Origin of the sequence: Haloarchaeobius salinus, from assembly GCF_024464185.1 — an archaeon.
Taxonomy (GTDB): Archaea; Halobacteriota; Halobacteria; order Halobacteriales; family Natrialbaceae; genus Haloarchaeobius; species Haloarchaeobius salinus.
In genome coordinates, this window is record NZ_JANHAU010000001.1 from 967564 (window position 1) to 987243 (window position 19680).

Genomic DNA, 19680 nt, shown 5'->3' on the forward strand with positions numbered 1-19680 from the left:
CAGCGGTGAACGATTGAGTGCACACAGCGGAGAACCAGTGCGCCACCGGGTTGGTGGTCTAGTCTGGTTATGACACCTCCTTGACATGGAGGAGGCCGGCAGTTCAAATCTGCCCCAACCCACTTTTGACGACGCCACGACGAGGAGTGTAGCGACGAGTCTGCGTCGTCCAAGTGGACGGCAGATTTGAACCAGGGAGCGGAACGGAGTGGAGCGACCGTGGTTCAACATCTGCCCCAACCCACTTTTCTGCGACTCACGCGACGAGCGAAGCGAGCACCGCCGGGTATCGCTCGAACCTGCCTCACCGCTCTGACGCCCACCACGACTGTGCCATCATCCCTACGTATCTCGACAAGAACCCTTTTGCCGGCTGGTGTCCACCATCGAGTGAACGAATGTGCCCGGCCACCGGCCCAGAACAACCGACCACGCTGGCGGTCTACGGTGACGACGACGGCGTGTTCGACGGGCGACTGGCCGGATTCACCGACGCGACGGTCGTGGAGGTGGCCACGGTGGCGGCGCTGCTCGACCGCGTTGACGAGGGTCTCGACTGCGTGCTCTGCACCGGTTCGGACGCGACTGCCGTGCTCGACGGCGTCCGCGCCGAGCATCGGACACCGGTTGTGGTGGTCGACGGGGCGGGTGACGTCACGCGTGCGAGTCGCGTCTCCGAGCACAGGCACACGCTGTACGTGCCGACCGAGCGGCTCGACGACACCGACTACGACCTGGAGGCAGTGACTCGCGAGCTGGTCGCCGACTGGTGGGCGGTGACCGACAGCCGACGGCGGCTCGCCGCGCTGGAGTCCGCCCGGGAAGGTATCGGTATCCTCGACGCGAACGGGGAGTACGTGTACGCGAACCGGGCCTACGCGGCGAAGTACGGCTACGAGACGGCGGACCTCCTCGGCGAACACTGGCGGGGACTCTACCCGAGCGAGGAGGTGAGCCGGTTCGAGGAGGAGATTCTGCCGACGCTGGAACGCGAGGGCACGTGGACGGGGACGGCCATCGGTCGCCGGGTCGACGGCGAGGAGTTCCCCGAGGAGCTCTCGCTCGCGATGCTCGACGACGGGGGGCACGTCTGCGTGCTCCGGGATATCACGGACCGACAGCAGCGCGAGGAGCGACTGCAGGTGCTCGACCGGGTCCTCCGGCACAACCTCCGCAACAAGATGTCCATCATCCAGGGCTACGTCGGCGACGCGCTGGAAGAGACGACGGACCCGGCGGTGCGCGAACCGCTCGAGACCGCACGGCTGGAGGGTGCCGAGCTGCTGGGGCTCGCCCGGAAGGCACGGACGTTCCACCGGCTGCTCGACCGCGCGGCGCTCGACCCCGCGCCGGTCGACCTGAACCAGTTCATGGCGGACGCCGTCGCGTCGATAGCGGCGAGCGGCGTCCCCACCGAGTTCCAGGAGGGTCCCGACGCCGTCGCGGTCGAGGCTGACCCGGCGCTGCTCGACAGCGTCCTCGCCGAGGTCGTCGAGGTGCTCGTCGAGGCGGCCGACGCCGAAACGACGGTCACGGTGACCGTCGCGGCCGACGACGCGAGCGTCGATATCTGGGTGGTCGCCGACGACGCGTCGCTCCCGTCGTACGAGTTCGCCGTCGTCGACCGTGGGGAGGAGACGCCGCTGTACCACGGCGAGGGGATCGGCCTCTGGTTCGTCCGCTGGGCGACCGTGCTGATGGGTGGCCGTGTCGACCTCGATACGGACGAGGACGGCGTATGCCTCTCGTTCCCGCGTGTCGACACCACGGACGACGGGACCGTCCTTCACGAAGCCTGACGCCGACGACCGCTACAGCCCGTCCTCGTCGATGTACGGCTCCTCGATCGCGCCCTCGCCCCCGATGGCGGCGCTGAGACGACGCGTCGCCAGGTCGAAGACGACGACGAGCGGCAGCAACAGCAGCTCGACCGCACGGAGCGGCCGCGCCACCCGGAGCGCCCACGCAAGCGCGTTCCCCAGCCCGTAGGATTTCGGGACGATCTCGCCGAACACGAGCACGGTGGCGCTCGCGACGACGGTCGCCAGGACCACCGCGACCCCCGTCGAGAACGACTCCACGAGTAGCGCGGTCGTGATGCTCGATATCGCGACGTTCACCACGTTGTTGCCGACGAGCAGCGTGACGAGCAGCCGGTGCGGGTCCTCCCGGAGCTCGGCGAGCTGGGCGGCCCGGCCGTCGCCCGACGCGGCGTGCTCGGTCAGCTGTTCGACCGGGAGCGAGAAGATGGCGGTCTCGCTGGAGGAGAAGAACGCACTCAGACAGACCAGTACGAGCACCGCGGCGACACCGAGCGGGACGAGGGGAAGCGCGACCATACCACCCTGTCCCGCCACACCGGGAAGAAACCCCGGTCGCCTGGGGTCGTCGACTCGCCCGTGTTCAGTCCACGATGTCGACGCCGTCGTCGCTCACGCGCACGTCGAGCAGGCTCTTGACCTCGTGGGCCATCGGCACCGGCTCGGACTCCACCCGCCGGATGACAGTCACCACGTCGACGACGTTCGCGCCGACCTCCGAAAGTGCCTCCGTGATGGCCGCGACGAACGCCCCCGTGTTCGTCAGGTCGTCGAGCACCAGCACGTCGTCGCCCGCCTCCACGTCGTTCAGGTAGAGCCGGTCGTCGCCCGCGTCGAAGCCGTACTCGCCGTCGAAGCCGTACTGCCGGTCGCGGATGACCACCAGCGGGATGTCCGAGACGAGCGACACCGCCGTCGAGACGTGCACGCCCATCGTCACCGGCGTCGCGATAACGTCAGCGTCGGCGAGGTCCGCCACCTGGCAGATGCCGTTGACGACCTCGCGGACGAGCTGCGGGTCGAGCGTCGGGATGCCGTTGCTGATGGGGTGGACCAGGTACGGGCGTCCGTCCTGTTCGATGACCGGGGCCTCGTGGACCGAGCGTTCGAGGGCGTCCATGTTGGTGGGTTGTCTGTCGGTAGCGGGTAAAACTGCGTGGATTTCCGTTCGTGGCTGTGCTCGTTGGTAGCTGAATGGAACACGTCGCACACCGTCACGCCCGTCGTTCGTCCCGCAGCCGCAGGTTCTCGTGGATGCCGAGGACGAAGGCGGGGACGACGACGATGAAGATGTGCTCTTCGAGGGGAATCCAGAGCAGTTCGACGCCGGTGCGCATGGGGATGGAGAAGACGCCGACCTCGAGGGTGTACCAGTCCCAGACGTACGCGACCGGGTAGAGCACCGCGATGGTCCGGCCGGCACGGGCGAGGGCGTCCGCACGGAACAGGAGGAGGAACGCGGCGGTGCCGAAGACGACCTCGGTCGCGAGGTAGGTCCACGGGCCGAGGACGGTGATATCCGGGAGCATGACAGGGGCTTGGGGCCGGAACGACATGGTTCCCATGGCGGTCGTAGCGGGTGTTCGGGACCGGGGGGCTGCGCACGAACCGGTGAGAATTGGCGGTATCTTCAAGACCGGTCGGGCGGAAATTACAGATGTACTATGGATATTTCTGATATTGCGACCGAGGAGTACATCGAAGTCGACGTGAAGACCCGGCTGGGGAAGGTCCGCTCCCTGTTCGAGCGGGAGAACCCGAAGGGCATCATCGTCACCCGGGATGGCGAGTACGACGCGGTTCTCACCGAGCGAGAGATAATCCAGTCCCACGTCGAGGACGACGCCAAGGTCGCGGCGCTGGTCAAGCCGAGCCGGAACGCACCGGCACCGAAGGTCGACCGCTACGAGGACATTCGGGAGACGGCACGTGTCCTCGTCGAGGGTGGTGTGAAGGTCGCGCCCGTGTTCGAGGGCGACAACCTCTGGGGTATCGTCACCGCGGACGCGATCCTCGAGGCGGTGCTCGACAACCTCGACGCGCTGGACGTCGAGCAGATCTACTCGGACGACCCCGTCACCATTCGGGAGGACGACGGGCTCGGGAAGGTCGTCAACCTCCTGCGCGAGCACGGCATCTCGCGACTGCCGGTGCTCGACGACACTGGCGGTCTGGCCGGCGTCGTCACGACCCACGACGTCGCCGATGTCGTCATCCGCGGAATGACCAAGTCGACCCGGGGCGAGCGCGCCGGCGACACCGACCGGATGCTCGACATCCCGGTCTACGACATCATGACCAGTCCGGTCCAGACGACGACGCTCGGCGAGTCCGTCGAGGATGCCGTCTCGCGGATGCTCGAGGACGACCTCGGTGGGCTGGTCGTCGTCGACGCCGAGTCCGACGACCGGGTCGTCGGCGTCGTCACCAAGACCGACGTGCTGCGCGCGCTGACGTTCACCGAGGAGGAGCACATGGACGTCCAGATCACCAACATCTCGCTGCTGGACACGCTCTCCCGCGAGGAGATCCGCGACTCGCTGACGGACGTGCTCGACAAGTACCAGAAGATGCAGGTGATGCACGTCCACGTCCGCTTCCAGCAGCACAAGGAGAAGCTCCGTGGCACGCCGCTGATCTACTCCCAGATCCGGGTGCGCACGAGCAACGGTCAGGTCGCCGGCTCCGGCGAGGGCTACGGTGCCGAGAGCGCGTTCCGCGTCGCACTCGACAAGCTCGAGCGTAACGTACTGGAGATGAAGAACTACCGGTCCGACGAGGAGTACCGCGGCCAGCTCGCCCGGAAGCTCAACGAGCTGTAGGGCGGCCCGTGCGGGGCTGACCGCCCCACTTCGACAGTTACAGCTCGGTCGCCGCGATCCCGGAATCCGTTATCTCGAACTGTATCGACTCACCGGCGGGTTTGGCTCGATGTTTCTCGAGCGTCGCACGTCGGTTCCCGCCGCGGAACCGGTCGATGCGGACGACGGTCCCCATCCAGTGCTCGAGCGTGTTGCCGCCCAGCGCGCGCGTTCGGTCGCTGTCGGGGTCGCTGAACACCTGGTTCGTCAGGAGCACGGCGAACTCGTGCCGGCGCGCGAGCGACAGCAGGTGGGTCACCTGCCGGCCGACCTTCCGGAGCGCGTCGCCGGCCTCGCCGTCCTCGCCGCGCTTGAGTCGGTAGAAGCCGGTCGCGGAGTCCACCACCACGAGGTCGGCGCGTTCGGCGAACCCATCCACGTCGCGGACGGCCTCCTCCTGCTCCTCGAAGTCGAGCGCCTCCTCGACGACGATGCGGTCCGTGATGTCTCCGAGTTCCTCGTCGGAGCGCTCGGCGCGGGCGCTCGCGACCTGCTCGAACCGGTCGAGCGACAGCCCCTCGGTGTCGACGTAGACGACGGTGCCGCCCCGTGCGGCCGTCTCGACGGCGGTCACCAGCGCGACGTTGGTCTTGCCGGCCGCGGGCGGGCCGTACACCTGCGAGACGGTGCCGCGCTCGAAGCCGCCCCCGAGGAGTTCGTCGAGCGGCTCGTACCCGGTGGTGATGCTCTCGGTCACGTCTCCCCCTGGGTCGGCTCCGGATAAAAGTCCACGGAAGGGATTAAGCCCGCCCGCACGGAAGTTCGGACAGTGATAGTGGTCGCGACGGCGGACTTCGAGCTGTACCACGAGGTCGTCACGGAACTGCGGGACCGCGGGGTGACGTTCACGACCGTCGAGCCGGGCGACCCGCTCCCCGAGGGGACCGACGTGGTCCTCGTCGGCGACGACGAGGAGTTCGAGGTGGCTGCCACAGCGGCCGACGAGCCCGTCCCGAGCGTGCACGTCGTCCACGCCTCGCCCGACGAGCCGCGACGCGCGGTCGACGCAGCACTCGCGTACCTGCGGGGCGGCGAGGGACGGACCGTCGTCGGCGTCGACCCCGGACGCAAGCCAGGTATCGCGGTGCTGGCCGGCGACACGGTCGTCGCGGCGTTCCAGGTGCCACGCGACGACGCGGTGGCGGTCGTCGAGGCCGAGGTGGCCGACGCGGCGGACCCCGTCGTCCGGGTCGGCGACGGCGCGCGGCTCGACGGCGCGGCCATCGTGAACGAGCTGGAGGACGTGCGCGTCGAACTCGTCGACGAGACGGGAACGACGCCGTACCTCGGGACCGGTGCGCGCGGGATGGGTGACGTGCTCGCGGCGGTGAACATCGCCCGGATGGAGGGGGAGGTCGTCGAGGAACGGGCGGTCGAGCCGACGGCCGGCGAGCTGCAGGTCATCAAGGACCGCTCGCGCGAGCAGTCCGCGGAGAACCGGGCCATCGACGAGGTGCTCGCGCGCCGGGTCGCCGCTGGCGAGTTGAGCATCGCGGAGGCGCTGGAACGGCACGGCGAGTCGGACGAGGAGTGAGAGCGGTCGTCGGAGCAGGTAGCAGGAGGGCCGGTCCTCGTGGAGCCCCCCAGCTCCACGGTGCCGGCGGTCGTTTCGCGGCGTGGTGGAACTCGTTACCGGGCGGTCCAGTCGCAGTCCGAGCAGGCCGGCACGCCCTGGACGTTGACGAGGTCGCCGGTGCAGGACGGGCAGTCGGTGGTCACGGCGACGCCGCCGTCGGCGACGGCGGTCGGCGTCCCGTCGGTCGTCTCGGGCGTGTCCTCGACGGGCTCTGCGTCCCGCCACATGCCGAAGTTGAACGGGTGGTGGTCGTAGATTGTCTCCCTCTCCCCGGTGGTGTCGTTCTCGGTGGGCATGGTCTCGTGCCTATCAGGAAAACGTGCGCGCATCCCATATAAGGTTAGCTGACTCAATGTATATACGGCTAAAGAGTATTAATACAGGATAAGGCTCGAGACGATATGCCTATGTGTGCCACATATTTTCACGGGAGGGAGGTCGACGGCGCGGAGCCCCGGGAGGTCGGGAGGGTTTAGGGGCAAGTGGCACGAATCCAGACGTGCTAGCATGGAACATGTCGTGTCGCCGACGGGCGCACAGCCCCCGGTAGCAAAAGACATATCGGGCCACGAACCGGAGTGGTCACCATCCCCGTAGCCTGAATCATGAACGAAGTTCAACTGGAGGTTGCCAAGGCGTACCCGAACGACTCGGGGCGCGGTATCGCCAGGCTCGACCCGGATACGCTGTTACATCTGAAGTTGAGCCCCGGCGACATCATCGAGATCGAGGGTGCAGACACCACCGCGGCCAAGGTGTGGCGTGCGGACCGGCAGGACTGGAACACCGACACGGTGCGCATCGACGGGTTCACCCGTCAGAACGCTGACGTTGGAATCGGCGAACGGGTGACGATCCGGAAGGCGGAGGCGACGAAGGCGGAGACGCTCGTGCTCGCCCCGCCCGAGGAGGCGTCGGTGCAGTTCGGCTCCGACGCGGCCGGCATGGTCAAGCGGCAGATACTGAAGCGGCCGGTCGTCGAGCGCGACATCGTCCCGGTGATGTCGAGCACGAACCACCCCTTCATGCGCTCGCCCGGACAGGCCATCCCGCTCATCGCCGTCGAGACGGAGCCCGAGGGCGTCGTCCTCATCACCGAGGACACCGAGGTCGAGCTGCGCGAGGAGCCCATCTCGGGCTTCGAGAAGACCGGCGGCGGCATCACGTACGAGGACATCGGCGGACTCCAGGGCGAGATACAGCGGGTCCGCGAGATGGTCGAGCTGCCGATGAAGCACCCCCAGATCTTCAAGAAGCTCGGCATCGAGCCGCCCCAGGGGGTGCTGCTCCACGGGCCGCCCGGCACGGGCAAGACGCTGCTCGCGAAGGCGGTCGCCAACGAGACCTCCGCCAGCTTCTTCTCCATCGCCGGCCCGGAGATCATCTCGAAGTACTACGGCGAGTCCGAGCAACAGCTCCGCGAGATATTCGAGGACGCGAGCGAGGAGTCGCCCTCCATCATCTTCATCGACGAGCTCGACTCCATCGCGCCCAAGCGCGAGGACGTGACCGGCGAGGTCGAGCGCCGCGTCGTCGCCCAGCTGCTGACGATGATGGACGGCCTCGAGGCCCGCGGACAGGTCATCGTCATCGCGGCGACGAACCGCGTCGACTCCGTCGACCCCGCCCTCCGTCGCCCCGGCCGGTTCGACCGCGAGATAGAGATCGGCGTCCCCGACGAGGTGGGCCGCGAGGAGATCCTCCAGATCCACACGCGCGGCATGCCGCTGTCGGACGACGTGAACCTCTCCCACCTCGCCGACGAGACCCACGGCTTCGTCGGTGCGGACATCGAGAGCCTGACGAAGGAGGCCGCGATGAAGGCCCTGCGCCGGTACCTCCCCGAGATCGACCTCGACGAGGAGGACATCCCGCCGAGCCTCATCGACCGGATGATAGTCAAGCGCCAGGACTTCCGCGGCGCGCTCAACGAGGTCGAGCCGAGCGCGATGCGCGAGGTGCTCGTCGAGCTCCCGAAGATCACCTGGGACGACGTCGGCGGCCTGCAGGACGCCAAGGACAACATCGAGGAGTCCATCGAGTGGCCGCTGAACCAGGCCGAGAAGTTCCAGCGGATGGGCATCGACCCGCCGAAGGGCGTCCTGCTGTACGGCCCGCCCGGCACCGGGAAGACGCTGATGGCGAAGGCGGTCGCCAACGAGACGAACGCGAACTTCATCAGCGTCCGTGGCCCGCAGCTGCTCTCGAAGTGGGTCGGCGAGTCCGAGAAGGCCATCCGGCAGACGTTCCGGAAGGCCCGGCAGGTCGCCCCGACGGTCATCTTCTTCGACGAGCTCGACTCGCTCGCGCCCGGCCGGGGCGGCGAGATGGGGTCGAACGTCTCCGAGCGCGTCGTCAACCAGCTCCTGACCGAGCTCGACGGGCTGGAGGAGATGGGTGACGTGATGGTCATCGGCGCGACCAACCGCCCGGACATGATCGACCCGGCGCTCATCCGCTCGGGCCGGTTCGACCGCCTCGTGATGGTGGGCCAGCCCGACGTGGAGGGTCGCGAGCAGATCCTCAAGATCCACACGGAGGACACGCCGCTCGCGACCGACGTGAGCCTGCGCGAGCTCGCCGAGCTCACCGACGGCTACGTCGGCTCCGACCTGGAGTCCATCGCCCGCGAGGCCGCCATCGAGGCGCTGCGCGAGGACGAGGACGCCGAGGCCGTCGACATGCGCCACTTCCGCTCGGCCATGGAGAACGTCCGCCCGACCATCACCGAGGACATCCTCGACTACTACGAGCAGATGGAGGACGAGTTCAAGGGCGGCACCGCCGACGTCGGCCAGGACCGCCGCGGCGGCCGCATCGGCTTCCAGTAGTCCCGGTCCGGGTTTCCATCTCGTCCTTTGGTGTGTCCCCGTCAGTGACACGGGTGTCGACACTCGGAAGCCCTGGATCTCTCGGTTCCCGGTCCTCGTTCCTGCGGTCCCTGGCTCCCAACCGCGGTCGTCCCGCGTTCCCGTTCGCATCGCGGCTCTCACTCGCTAGCGCGCGTCGAGCCAGGCGGCGGACCACATCGCCGAGCGAACAGTCACAGATACGCCGACAGCGCGGCGTCCCGCCGCTCTCCGAGGTACCGGTCGACACGGTCGTGGTCCCAGCCGAGCGGGGAGACGACGCTGACGGCGGCCCGGGTCGCGAGGTCGGCGTAGAAGTCGGCGTCGTAGCTCTCGGGCGACTCGAGCGCGAGGCGAACGCGCTCTGTGGTCCGGCCGGCGTCGTCGTCGACCACGACGAACCTGACGGGCTGGCCGGGGTGGCGGTCGACGCCGTGCTGTTCGTACCGCCGGAGCGCGCCGACGGTGCGGGTCTCCTGGGTGTACTCGCCGGGGCGCTTGCCCACCCGTTTCGTGACGACGAGGTCGGCGGGGGCGACCCGGTCCGCGTGGAGGTCGAGCAGGTGCGTCCGCAGGCGGTCGACGACCGGTTCGGGCGCGCGCTCGGTGTCGAGGACCTCGAGCAGGTCGCGCTGGCAGTCGGCGACCCACTCGGGCGTCGACCGCTGGCGGGCCTCGATGCCCCGCAGTTTGAACGAGCCGTCGTCGGCCCGGCCGACGTAGCGGGTGAGCGCGCCGGCCTGGGTCCCCCGGCGGGGGACGAACGCCACCCAGTCGTAGTGGGCCTCGTGTTCGAGCCGGATGCCGGCGTCGTCGGTGATCCGCGCGGCCACCGTGTCCAGCGGTTCCTGCTCGGCACCCTCCCGTGGGGTCACCCACAGCGAGTCGACGATGGCGTGGGCGACGTGCCAGCCAGCCCGCTCCAGTTCGGCCTTGGCGTCGAGCAGCACCTCGCGTGCGAACGCGTTGATGGTCTCGTGGCACTCGATGCGGCCGAACTTGGCGTTCCGGTAGCCCTGGTAGCCGAAGCAGGAGACGAGCACCCACTTGATGGCGGCCGACCTGGCGGCGAGCCCGTCGTCGTCCACGTCGCCGGCGTCGTCACCGACGGACAGGGCGGCGAGCCGTTCCTTGAAATCGGCCCGGTCGTCGAGCAGCGGCGCGAGCACGTCCGGGAGGAACCCCGGCTCGTCGCAGACGGCGTAGCCGAGACCGGGCACGTCGTCGCGGTCGCCGTGGCAGTCGCAGCCGACCGTCTCGGGGCTGACGTTGTGCTCGCGGATGACGTTCGGGTACAGCGACGCGAAGTCCAGCTCGTGGACGTCCTCGTGGAGCCCCACCTCGGGCGAGAGGGTGACGCCGCCGCGGTCGGCGGCATGGAGCGTCCGCGCGGGCTTGAACGACTCGGGCTCCCACTTGTTCCAGGGGACGAGTACCCCGCGTGCCAGGGCCTCCCGGCTCTGCATCGCGGTGAGGACGGTGCCGATGCTCGCCCACGCGGTCTCCTGCAGCGGTCGCCACGAGCGCTCGACCATGTAGCGCAGGCCCGCGAGGCTGGACTCGTTCCAGAGGAAGCTGGAGCCGGTGACGACGATGGCCCGTCCGGGGACCGCGTACCGGGCGGGCGAGTGCCCGACCCGCCCGTAGCTCTCGTAGGTGTTCTCGCCCGCCAGCCGGGTCCAGCCCGGTCGCCGTCCGAGCTCGAGGTCGACGCCGTGCTCGTCGGCGGCCGCAGCCAGCGTCGGGACGAGGTCGGCGTGCGAGAGGAGGAGTACGTCGGGGTCGACGTGGGCGAGCCGGCGGGCGAGCGTCCGCAGGGCTGCACCGGGCGTTCCGCCCGCCGGCTCGCCGTCGACACGGATCTCCGCCACGCGGCCGTGGGCCAGCGCCGCCTCGTCGATGTCGATGCGGAGTGTTCGAAGGGGGTCGGTCGGCACCGGCGAGGTGTCCGTCTCGACGCAGTACCGGAACCCGGGCGCGAAGTCCACGTCGAACAGCCGGAACGTCCCCGGCGCGTGGCTGCCGCGCTCGTGGTGGTGGCGGATCTCGTTCGCGAGCGTGCGGACCTCGGAGACGCGCTCGCAGTCCACCCGGAGCACCGGCTCGGGCGCGTCGGCGTGGAGGTCGAGCCGCCACTCCGCCGTCGCCGTCCCGACGACCTTCGGGTCGGCTTCGAGGGCGGCCGCCAGGTCTGCCCGGGCGTCATCGGGACCGGCGACGTACAGCGTCGGGTGGTAGTCGGTGTTCTCGACGGCCACCACCCCGTCGCCGTCGCGGTGCCACTCGACGACGCGGTCCGCCTGGAAGTCGAGCGCGAACATCAGTCGTCCGCCCCGTTGCAGTCGTCGGTTTCCTCGGCAGCGGCGGCGGCAGTCTCCTCGGCGGCGTCGCCGTCGTCCGGGTCGTCGGACACGGCGACCACCTCGTGGCCCTCCGCGGCCGCCAGCCGCTCGTTTAGCTCCCGGATCTCGGCCTCGTGGGCGAGCAGCATCGACAGCAGCGTCGCGACCGCGGGGTCGGTCGCGTTCCGGTAGCTGGCGGCGTGGGCGGTGGCGTCGGCGCGCTCGAACAGCCGGTCGAAGTCGAGCTGGTGCTCGTACCGGAGCGCCCGCCGGAACGGGTGGTACCGCTGCTCGAAGTCGCGGAGCTGGTCGCGGTAGGTGGGGTTCGTCCGCCCCATCTCAGACACCCCCGAAGGCGGCGAGGGTCGCGTCCGGGGCGACCACGTCGGTGAGTTCGACGGCCGGCCTGTCGGCGACCGCGCCGCAGCGGTCGACCCAGTACGGCACCGTGGTCTGCCAGCCACCGTCGACGGGGTACACGGTCGTCTCGAACGACTCGCCCTCGTAGCGCAGTCCGAAGTCGGTCCGGGTGCAGTCGAGCTCGCGGTCGGCCACGGCGGCGACCGCGTCGCGGGCCTCGCCGCGGGCGGTCACGAGCACCGGTACGTCGCCGGCGCCGGCGAGGTCGGCCAGCACGGCCACCGTCGCGGCGCGCAGGTCCGCTGCCTCCTGCTCGGGCACGTCGCCGTCGCGGTAGAGCGAGCCGAGGTTCGGGCAGACGACGAGGCCGGTCCGGCCGTCGACGCGCCCGACCAGCTCGCGGACGAGCTCGTGGTGCTGGTAGGCGGTGAACGCGCGGGCGACGTGCACCCGGTCGAGAAGCCGGTCGGTCCGTGCGACCTCGGCGAGCGCGTACGTCGTCGCCGTGTTCCGGGCGTCGACCCAGTACGCGGGCCGGCCGTCCGTGAGCGTGCGTGCGACGAGGTGATGCAGCGCGGTCGAGCGAGTGTCGGGCGTTGCGAGCAGCGTCAGTCCGGGGTCGAGCGTCGGTTCGTGCGCCATACGAGAGGGGACGGACACGTGTTACTAAAGAGACAGAGTGGTCGTTCCGGAAGTTCCGGGAATCGACTATTCCGCCGATTTCGGCGGCCTCGGACTTTATACGGGAGTTCCGGGAGCGTTCCGGAAACGTTCCGGAAGTCGTGCGCGGGCCGTCAGCGCAGCCGCAGTCGCCAGTTCGAGCCGTCCAGCAGGTCGACCCCCTCGGCGTCGTGGACGCGGGCCACGGTGTCGTCGAGCGGGAGGGTAAACGCGGTGTCGTCGGGGGGCGTCACCCGGGATAGCGGTGGGCGGCCGTCCGACCGGAAGCCGAAGCGCGACAGCAGGTCGGCCGGGAGCAGCCGCTCGCGGTGGACGAGTCCGTACGTCGAGACGTTCGCCGCGTCACGGTTGTCCGCGAGGACGGCGCGAAGCAGCGTCGCGAACGCCGGCCGCGTCGACGGCGTGCACGCCGGGACCGCGTCGGCGAGGACCACCGTCGAGTCGTCGCCCGGGCGGCGCTTGACCAGGAGTGCGGCGACCGACCGTGGGCCGTCCCAGGCGACGTACGTCTCGTACGTCCAGCCGGGGTTGTCGGCGAGCCAGCGGTAGAACGTCGGTTCGCGCCGCGTGTGGAGGCCGTCCGGCGGGTCGCGCTCGTAGAGCCTCGCCAGCAGCCCGGGGGCGAGGCGGTCGCGACGGTCGACCCCCAGTCCCGAAGCGGCCACCAGTGCAGGCAGGTCGACCGCGAGCCCGTCCCTGACCGCCCGGTAGCCCCGTCCCATCCCGTTCGCCACCGCGTGGGCGACCTCGTCGGCCGGGGCCGGGAGATGGCTGTCGACGAACCGGCCGGGCCGCTGGACGCGAACGTGCTTCCCCGGGCCGGTTCCGAGGCGTTCGGCCCCGAGCTGCCGGTAGCCGGGGGCCGACAGCTCGTTGCTGTAGTTGAAACAGAGCGAGACCCCGGCGTCGGCGAAGTGCTCGAACCCGTGGGCCATCATCCGGGTGAACAGCCCGCGTCGGCGGTGCTCGGGGTGGACCATGACACTCACGAGGAACAGCCCGGCCAGGTCGGTGTCGCCGACCCGCATCGGCACCGGGACCGCCGGGCGGGCACCGACGACGGTGTCGTCGGTCTCGGCGACCAGCATCGACGTGCCGTCGAAGTACGGGTTCTTCACGTACTTGTAGGCGAGCCAGTCGGCGTCGTGCTCGCTCCCCCAGACGGTCCGGTAGAGGTCGAGGACGTCGGCCGCGTCGTCCCGCTCGTACGGCCGGACCGTGTACCGGTCGTTGCCCTGGTCCTCCGTCCGCTCCGTGGTCCGAACCGACGACGACTGCGCCATCGACCATGAAACCACCGGCTACGGGTATTGTTATCCGATTGCTGCGGCGGCGTAGCGGGCCGCTACCGACCGACGGCACACCCCCCGGGACGCGGTCAGGGCGCGGGTGCGGGCTCGACGAGACGGTACGTCCGCCCCCGGCCATCGCCGGTCTTCTCCAGCAGGTCGTACTCGCAGAGCTTGTTCAGGTGCTTCCGGCGGGTGCGCCTGACGTGTGGGTCGTCCACCCGGACCTCGTAGCGCTCGTGTAGCGTCGCCGAGCCGAGTTCGCCGGCGTCCCGGACGACCTCGTACAGCACGCGCTGGTGGGCGGTGAGCTTCGAGAGGGTCTTCCGACGCACGTCGTGCTCGGCCTCGGGGATGGCCGCGGTGACGTGCTCGGGCTCGAGGCGTCCCGAACCGGCGTCCTCGGCGTTCCGGGCGGCGGCACGGAGCACGTTGATGGCGAGGCGTGCGTCGCCGGCGGCGGCGTCGGCGATGCGCTCGAGCTGGGCGTCGTCGACGGTGCCGGGCTCGAACCCCATGCGCACCCGGTCGACGAGGATGGCGGCCAGCTGGTCGGTCGTGTACGGCTGCATCCGGATGGAGGCGCAGGTCCGCAGCCGGCTCTGGAGGCGCGGGTCGAGCTCCGCGAGGAACGTCTCCTCCTGGTTGGCGACGAGGACGACCGCGACGTGGGGGATCTGGTAGAGGTCGTACAGCACGGCGGTGTCCTGGAGCACGTCGACCTCGTCGAGGATGGCGATGTACGGCTCGCGGTGGTCGCGCAGTCGGCGGACCAGCTCGTCGACGGGCGTCGACGACCGGTGGACGTCCGCTCCCGCGTCGACGTTCACGAGCAGCCGTTCGAGCACGGCAAAGCGTGTCGAGTCCGTCCAGCAGTTGACGTACTCGTGGGCCACGTCGCGCACCTCGCGGCAGAACTGCGAGACGATGTACTGCGCACAGCAGGTCTTGCCCGTGCCCGGCGGCCCGTGGAGGAAGACGTTGCCCGGCCGGTCGTCGTCGGCGACGGGCGCGAGTGCGGTCGAGAGCTGGTTGCACTCGGCGTTCCGGTGGCGCACCTCGGAGGGGACCCACTCGTCGCGCAGCACCCGGGGGTCCGTGATCATCGCCCGGTGGTTCGTCGGCGAGGACCGTAAGTCGACGGAGACCGGAGTGGAAGTGGTCCGGGACCCCGACGACCGACAACGATAAGTCACTGAGCCGCCGTCTTTCGGTAGCTTCGACGGGTAGTCATGACGCAGACGTACCGCTTCGAGGAGGTCCTCACCGACGCCGTGCTCTCGCGCCACCGGGACCTGCTGGTCGCGGGCCCGAGCCGCGAGACGGTCCGGCCGGTCCCGACGCGCATCCTCGCGAGGGCGGCCGGCCCCGCCGACGGCGCGGCGCTGGTGACGACCCGCGACGCCGCCCGCACACTCCTCGACCGGGTCACCCGCGAGGTGCCCGACTTCGAGCGCGGCCGACTCGGCGTCGTCGACTGCACGCCCACCCACGACGTGGTCCGTGCGAACCCGAGTGAACGGCACTGGAGCGTGCCCTCGCCGACGGACCTCACCGGCGCGAGCATGGCCATCGACGAGTGTCTGGAGACGCTCCGGGAACTCGGGACCGACCGCCAGCATCTCCTGTTCGACTCGCTGTCGACGCTGCTGCTCTCGACCGACGCCGAGACGGTGTTCCGGTACGCCCACCAGGTGCTCCTGTCCGGCGGCGCGACCGGGCTGTCGCTCTTTCCGGTGTACACGAACGTCACCGACGGGACGGACTTCGAGCGCCTGAAGCACCTGTTCGACGGGATGGTGCGGGTGCGCCGCCGCGGGGGCGGCCGCGAGGTCCGGTTCGTCGGGATGGCGGGGACGCCGGCGGGCTGGGTCCGACTCGAACCGGACGCGACATCGACCGACACCGGCGACAGGTGAGCCCCCTCCGTCGGCAGCGGCCGGACCAGCACGTCCGGTAACACACAGGTACTATTGTGTGTCCGGTTCGACGGCACGTTCGAATGTCCATCGAGCCGGTCCAGTGCCCGCTCTGTGACGCGATGCTGGACGAATCGGACGACCTCGACACGCACCTCGTCGAGGCGCACTCGAAGACGGAGCTCGCGGAGTTCGTCGTCGAAGCGTGGGAACAGGAACAGGGGCCCAGCCTGACGTAGGCCCGACTACTCCCGCTTCGCGCCGGGGTTCGACACCGCGCCGTTGGCGGCCGAGCCGAAGTCGCGCCCGTACTTGGCGAGCACGCCCGAGGTGTACGCCGGCTCGGGCTCCTCGCGCGCGTCGAGCCGGGACTCGACCTCCGCGTCGCTCAGGTCGACCGACAGCTCCCGGTTCGGGATGTCGACGGTGACGACGTCGCCGTCCTCCAGCGCACCGATGGGGCCGCCGACGTAGGACTCGGGGGCGACGTGACCGACCATCGGCCCCCGCGTCGCGCCCGAGAACCGGCCGTCCGTGAGCAGTGCGACGTCGTCCTCGTGGCCCGCGCCGACGACCGCGGCGGTGACGCCGAGCATCTCGCGCATCCCCGGGCCGCCGCACGGCCCCTCGTTCCGGATGGCGAGCACGTCGCCGCTCTCGATGCGGTCCTCCTGGACGTACTTCATCGCGGCCTCCTCGCTCTCGAAGACGCGGACGGGGCCCTCGTGGTGGAAGTTGTCCTCGCCGGTGACCTTGAGAACCGCGCCGTCGGGCGCGAGATTCCCCGTCAGGATCTTGATGGCCCCCTCCTCGTGGAGCGGCTCGTCGGTCGTGTAGAGGAAGTCCGCGTCGACCTCGTCGTCCGGGGGCAGCTCGCCCTCGCGCTCGAGGTGGGCCAGCTCCTCGGCCATCGTCCGGCCCGTGATGGTCGCGGCGTCGCCGTGGAGGTAGCCGCCGTCGAGCAGCCGCCGGAGGACGACGGGCACGCCGCCGAGCTCGTGCAGGTCGTTCATCACCCGGGTACCGCCGGGCTGGAGGTCGGCGATCTTGGGCGTCCGGTGGCTGATCTCGTCGAACTCCTCGATAGCGAGGTCGATGCCCGCCTCGGCGGCCAGTGCGAGCAGGTGCAGCACCGCGTTCGTGGAGCCGCCGATGGCGACCTGCAGGGCGATGGCGTTCTCGAAGCTCTCCTTCGAGAGGATGTCCGACGGCTTGCGGTCCGCCTCGACGGCCTCCAGCGCGAGCTCGCCCGCGCGGTGGGCGACCTCGTAGCGGGAGTCCTCCTCCGCGGGCGGGCTTGCGCTGCCCAGCGGTGCCATCCCGAGCGCCTCGGAGATGGACGCCATCGTGTTCGCGGTGAACATCCCACCGCAGGAGCCCGCGCCGGGGCAGGCGTGGCGCTCCAGGTCGTCCAGTTCGTCCTCGGTCATGTCGCCCGAGGCGACCGCGCCGACACCCTCGAACACGTTCTGGACGGTGACCTCGCGGCCGTCGTGCTCGCCGGGCATGATGGACCCGCCGTAGAGGAAGACGCTCGGGAGGTCTGTGCGGATGGACGCCATCAGCATCCCGGGGAGGTTCTTGTCACAGCCCGCGACCGTGACGAGCGCGTCGACGCGCTCGCCGAACGCCACGAGTTCGACGCTGTCCGCGATGACCTCGCGCGAGATGAGCGAGGCACGCATCCCCTCGGTCCCCATCGAGATGGCGTCCGAGATGGTGATGGTGCCGAACTCGATGGGCATCCCCTCGGCGGCCTCGACGCCCTCGATGGCCGACGCGGCCACGTCGTCGAGGTGGACGTTGCAGGGCGTCACGTCCGCCGCCGGGTTCGCGACCCCGACCATCGGGGAGGAGAGGTCGGCGTCGTCGTAGCCCATCGCGCGGAACATCGCCCGGTGTGGTGCCCGTTCCGGCCCTTCGGTGACCTCGCGGCTGCGCAGGCCCTCGGGCTTCTGGTCGTGCATGGTCGGTGGTAGCGGTGCCGGGGCTTAAGTCCCGTCGCTGGGACAGATGTTGCTGCCGGATTCACACGACCCGAACTCAGTCCGAGACGCCGGTGTCGGCAGCCGCACGCCGTGGCTTCCGGGCGACGTAGTACGGCCGGGGGTCGAGCAGTGTCGGGCGACGGTCGTCGGCACTCGGGACCATCCCGACCAGCTCGAACCCGACGTCCGTCAGCTGGCGACGCTGTGCCGGCGGGACGATGGCGTACGTCCGGTCGATGCCGTTCGCGTACTCGACGAAGGCGTAGCGGGACCGGAGCGTCCCGGCCCGGAGGTTCCGGGCGAGGAAGCGTGCGGTGTCCGCCACGGCCGAGCGGTCGGTCGGATCGACGACGAACCGGCTGAGCTGGTTGTTCGCGTCGAAGGCGAACAGGCCACCCGGCTTCAGGACCCGCCACGACTCGAGGATCGCCCGCATCCGGCTGGCGGCCGGCCGGACGTCGTCGATGCCACGGTCCGCGAACAGCACGTAGTCGAACGACCCGTCCGGGAAGGAGAGCGCGGTGGCGTCGCCGACACGGAACTCGACGTCGGGGTGGAGCTCCCGCGCGACCTGGACCATCGTCTCGCTCACGTTGACGCCGACCACGTCGAAGCCGCGTTCGGCGAGCGGGGCCGTGACCCGACCGGAGCCACAGCCGAGGTCGAGGACGCGGCCGTCGGGGTCCGTGACGTACTCGTCGAGCAGGACGCGTTCGTTGGGACGCAGGCCCGCCCGCCCGACCGCGGCGTACTTCTCGACGACTTCGTCGGCCTCGTAGTACTCCAGCCGGTCCATAGAACAGACAGCGACCCCGGGCCGTTTGTATTGGGCCAGTTACCCCTCGACGCACGAATGCGGCCGTCTCGGGCCCCGTACGCAGGGTAACGTCGGCTTTGGGGAGTACGACCGCCATACCTCGTCACGGGCGAAGCGTGGCCCTTTCAAAAGCTTCTTGCGCGGACGCGGCAGACGGGACGACATGGAGCCCGAGGTCGCCGTCGCCCACTATCCGGAAGGTGCCGGCCACGCGACGCGGATGCTCGCCGTGGCGAAGGCGCTCGAAGACCGCGGCGCGACCGTCCGCCTCGCCGGCGGCGGCCCGGGGAAGCGGTTCGTCGAACTCAACGGCTACGAGGAGTACGTCCCAGCGGTCGTCGACTACATCGGCGACTACCAGGACGGCGGGAACCTCCTCCGGGTCATCACCCACAGCGTCCCGATGAGCGGCAAGCGCGTCTACGACTACGTGCAGTGGCTCGGCCGGACCGAGCCCGACGCGCTCGTCACCGACGACATGTTCGCCGCGATGGCGGCCACGCTGACCGGGACGCCGCTGCACGTGCTCACGCACAACTCGCCGTACTTCTACGACGCCGTCGTCGAGGAGGTGTTCACCTGGCTGCTGACGAAGCAGCAGCTCCACGCCTGCGAGCAGTTCCTCTACCCCACGGTCTGGCCGCCCTGCGACGACGACCCCGGGGGAATCACCCGGGTCCCGCCCGTCGCGCTGGCGTGCGACGAGGACCGCACGGTCGAGCCGTTCGACGTGCTCGTCGTCCCGAGTCACTACTCCGACTCCTTCGACGAACTCGTCGCCGCGCTCCGCGAGGACGGCCACAGCGTCACCCAGGTCGGGGGCGACGACTGGGAGCCGGTCCCGGCGATGCTCCCCCACCTGGAGGCCGCCGACGTGGTCGTCTGCTCGGGCTACTCGACCGTGATGGAGGCCGCCGTCGCCGGCACCCCGTGTGTCATCTGGCCGTTCACCGACGAGCAACACGGCGTCGCCAGCGTCATCGAGCGGGGCGGCGTCACCGGCTTCCAGGTCGAGCACTCCATCCCGCACCTCCGTCGTGCGGTCCGCAAGCCGCCGGAGCCCCCCGAGTTCGAGAACGGGGCCGGGGTGGCAGCCGACGCCATCGTCGACGCGCTGTAGGTCGGTCGAACAGGTAGCCGGTGGCGACTGCTCCCCGACCCAACCGACTGGCGTGCGG

At 69.9% G+C, this 19680-nt stretch carries 19 protein-coding genes and 1 tRNA gene; 8 read left to right on the plus strand and 12 right to left on the minus strand.

The features are described from left to right. The first annotated feature begins 47 nt into the window (after positions 1-47). Positions 48-122 (plus strand) — tRNA-Val (locus tag NO345_RS04920). A gap of 276 nt (positions 123-398) precedes the next feature. Beyond that, on the plus strand, positions 399-1799 hold the full coding sequence (locus NO345_RS04925; protein ID WP_256297024.1) for a PAS domain S-box protein: 1401 nt from the start codon (positions 399-401) through the stop codon (positions 1797-1799). Positions 1800-1811: 12 nt separating this feature from the next. On the opposite strand, the gene NO345_RS04930 is transcribed toward NO345_RS04925, so the two are convergent. The 3 genes from NO345_RS04930 to NO345_RS04940 form a co-directional block, all read right to left on the minus strand. Next, positions 1812-2339, minus strand: a complete 528-nt coding sequence (locus NO345_RS04930; protein WP_256297025.1) for a CNNM domain-containing protein — start codon at positions 2337-2339, stop codon at positions 1812-1814. Positions 2340-2403: 64 nt separating this feature from the next. After that, the gene (locus tag NO345_RS04935) at positions 2404-2940 is read right to left on the minus strand and encodes an adenine phosphoribosyltransferase (RefSeq protein ID WP_256297027.1); all 537 of its coding nucleotides are present in this window, start codon (positions 2938-2940) and stop codon (positions 2404-2406) included. Between the two features lie 94 nt (positions 2941-3034). Next, complete coding sequence (locus NO345_RS04940; protein WP_256297028.1) at positions 3035-3349, minus strand: lycopene cyclase domain-containing protein; 315 nt, start codon at positions 3347-3349, stop codon at positions 3035-3037. Between the two features lie 135 nt (positions 3350-3484). On the opposite strand from NO345_RS04940, the gene NO345_RS04945 reads away from it, so the two are divergent. Further along, the gene (locus NO345_RS04945; protein WP_256297030.1) at positions 3485-4642 is read left to right on the plus strand and encodes a CBS domain-containing protein; all 1158 of its coding nucleotides are present in this window, start codon (positions 3485-3487) and stop codon (positions 4640-4642) included. 37 nt (positions 4643-4679) lie between these two features. Here the strand turns inward: NO345_RS04945 and radB are convergent, their stop codons facing one another. After that, the gene (gene radB, locus NO345_RS04950) at positions 4680-5378 is read right to left on the minus strand and encodes a DNA repair and recombination protein RadB (protein ID WP_256297031.1); all 699 of its coding nucleotides are present in this window, start codon (positions 5376-5378) and stop codon (positions 4680-4682) included. Positions 5379-5450: 72 nt separating this feature from the next. On the opposite strand from radB, the gene NO345_RS04955 reads away from it, so the two are divergent. Next, on the plus strand, positions 5451-6215 hold the full coding sequence (locus tag NO345_RS04955) for a coiled-coil domain-containing protein (RefSeq protein ID WP_256297032.1): 765 nt from the start codon (positions 5451-5453) through the stop codon (positions 6213-6215). 95 nt (positions 6216-6310) lie between these two features. On the opposite strand, the gene NO345_RS04960 is transcribed toward NO345_RS04955, so the two are convergent. Further along, on the minus strand, positions 6311-6553 hold the full coding sequence (locus tag NO345_RS04960; RefSeq protein ID WP_256297034.1) for a hypothetical protein: 243 nt from the start codon (positions 6551-6553) through the stop codon (positions 6311-6313). 309 nt (positions 6554-6862) lie between these two features. On the opposite strand from NO345_RS04960, the gene NO345_RS04965 reads away from it, so the two are divergent. Continuing rightward, complete coding sequence (locus NO345_RS04965) at positions 6863-9088, plus strand: CDC48 family AAA ATPase (RefSeq protein WP_256297035.1); 2226 nt, start codon at positions 6863-6865, stop codon at positions 9086-9088. A 212-nt stretch (positions 9089-9300) separates the two neighbouring features. On the opposite strand, the gene NO345_RS04970 is transcribed toward NO345_RS04965, so the two are convergent. From NO345_RS04970 to NO345_RS04990, 5 genes are all read right to left on the minus strand, one after another. After that, on the minus strand, positions 9301-11427 hold the full coding sequence (locus tag NO345_RS04970) for a type B DNA-directed DNA polymerase (RefSeq protein WP_256297036.1): 2127 nt from the start codon (positions 11425-11427) through the stop codon (positions 9301-9303). Further along, complete coding sequence (locus NO345_RS04975) at positions 11427-11786, minus strand: DUF8156 family protein (RefSeq protein WP_256297037.1); 360 nt, start codon at positions 11784-11786, stop codon at positions 11427-11429. Before NO345_RS04975 ends, NO345_RS04970 begins: the two co-directional genes overlap by 1 nt. Before the next feature lies 1 nt (position 11787). Then, entirely contained in the window at positions 11788-12450 is a 663-nt protein-coding gene (locus tag NO345_RS04980; RefSeq protein ID WP_256297038.1) for a hypothetical protein, read from the minus strand. A 152-nt stretch (positions 12451-12602) separates the two neighbouring features. Continuing rightward, positions 12603-13772: a GNAT family N-acetyltransferase gene (locus NO345_RS04985; protein ID WP_256297039.1), complete on the minus strand. Its 1170-nt coding sequence runs from the start codon at positions 13770-13772 to the stop codon at positions 12603-12605. A 95-nt stretch (positions 13773-13867) separates the two neighbouring features. After that, positions 13868-14884, minus strand: coding sequence for a Cdc6/Cdc18 family protein (locus tag NO345_RS04990; protein ID WP_256297040.1), 1017 nt, complete (start codon positions 14882-14884; stop codon positions 13868-13870). Between the two features lie 126 nt (positions 14885-15010). Here NO345_RS04990 and NO345_RS04995 point away from each other — a divergent pair, with 126 nt between their 5' ends. Beyond that, positions 15011-15697: a DUF7504 family protein gene (locus tag NO345_RS04995; RefSeq protein ID WP_256297042.1), complete on the plus strand. Its 687-nt coding sequence runs from the start codon at positions 15011-15013 to the stop codon at positions 15695-15697. 83 nt (positions 15698-15780) lie between these two features. Next, a complete protein-coding gene (locus NO345_RS05000) occupies positions 15781-15936 on the plus strand; it encodes a hypothetical protein (protein WP_256297043.1) in 156 nt (51 codons plus the stop codon). A gap of 6 nt (positions 15937-15942) precedes the next feature. Here the strand turns inward: NO345_RS05000 and ilvD are convergent, their stop codons facing one another. Further along, positions 15943-17664 (minus strand): dihydroxy-acid dehydratase, encoded by a 1722-nt coding sequence (ilvD, locus tag NO345_RS05005; RefSeq protein WP_256297044.1) that lies wholly within the window; start codon positions 17662-17664, stop codon positions 15943-15945. Between the two features lie 76 nt (positions 17665-17740). Beyond that, positions 17741-18481, minus strand: a complete 741-nt coding sequence (locus NO345_RS05010; protein WP_256297045.1) for a class I SAM-dependent methyltransferase — start codon at positions 18479-18481, stop codon at positions 17741-17743. A 184-nt stretch (positions 18482-18665) separates the two neighbouring features. Between NO345_RS05010 and NO345_RS05015 the strand changes: the two genes are divergently transcribed. Continuing rightward, positions 18666-19622, plus strand: coding sequence for a glycosyltransferase (locus NO345_RS05015; RefSeq protein WP_256297047.1), 957 nt, complete (start codon positions 18666-18668; stop codon positions 19620-19622). Positions 19623-19680: the final 58 nt, after the last annotated feature.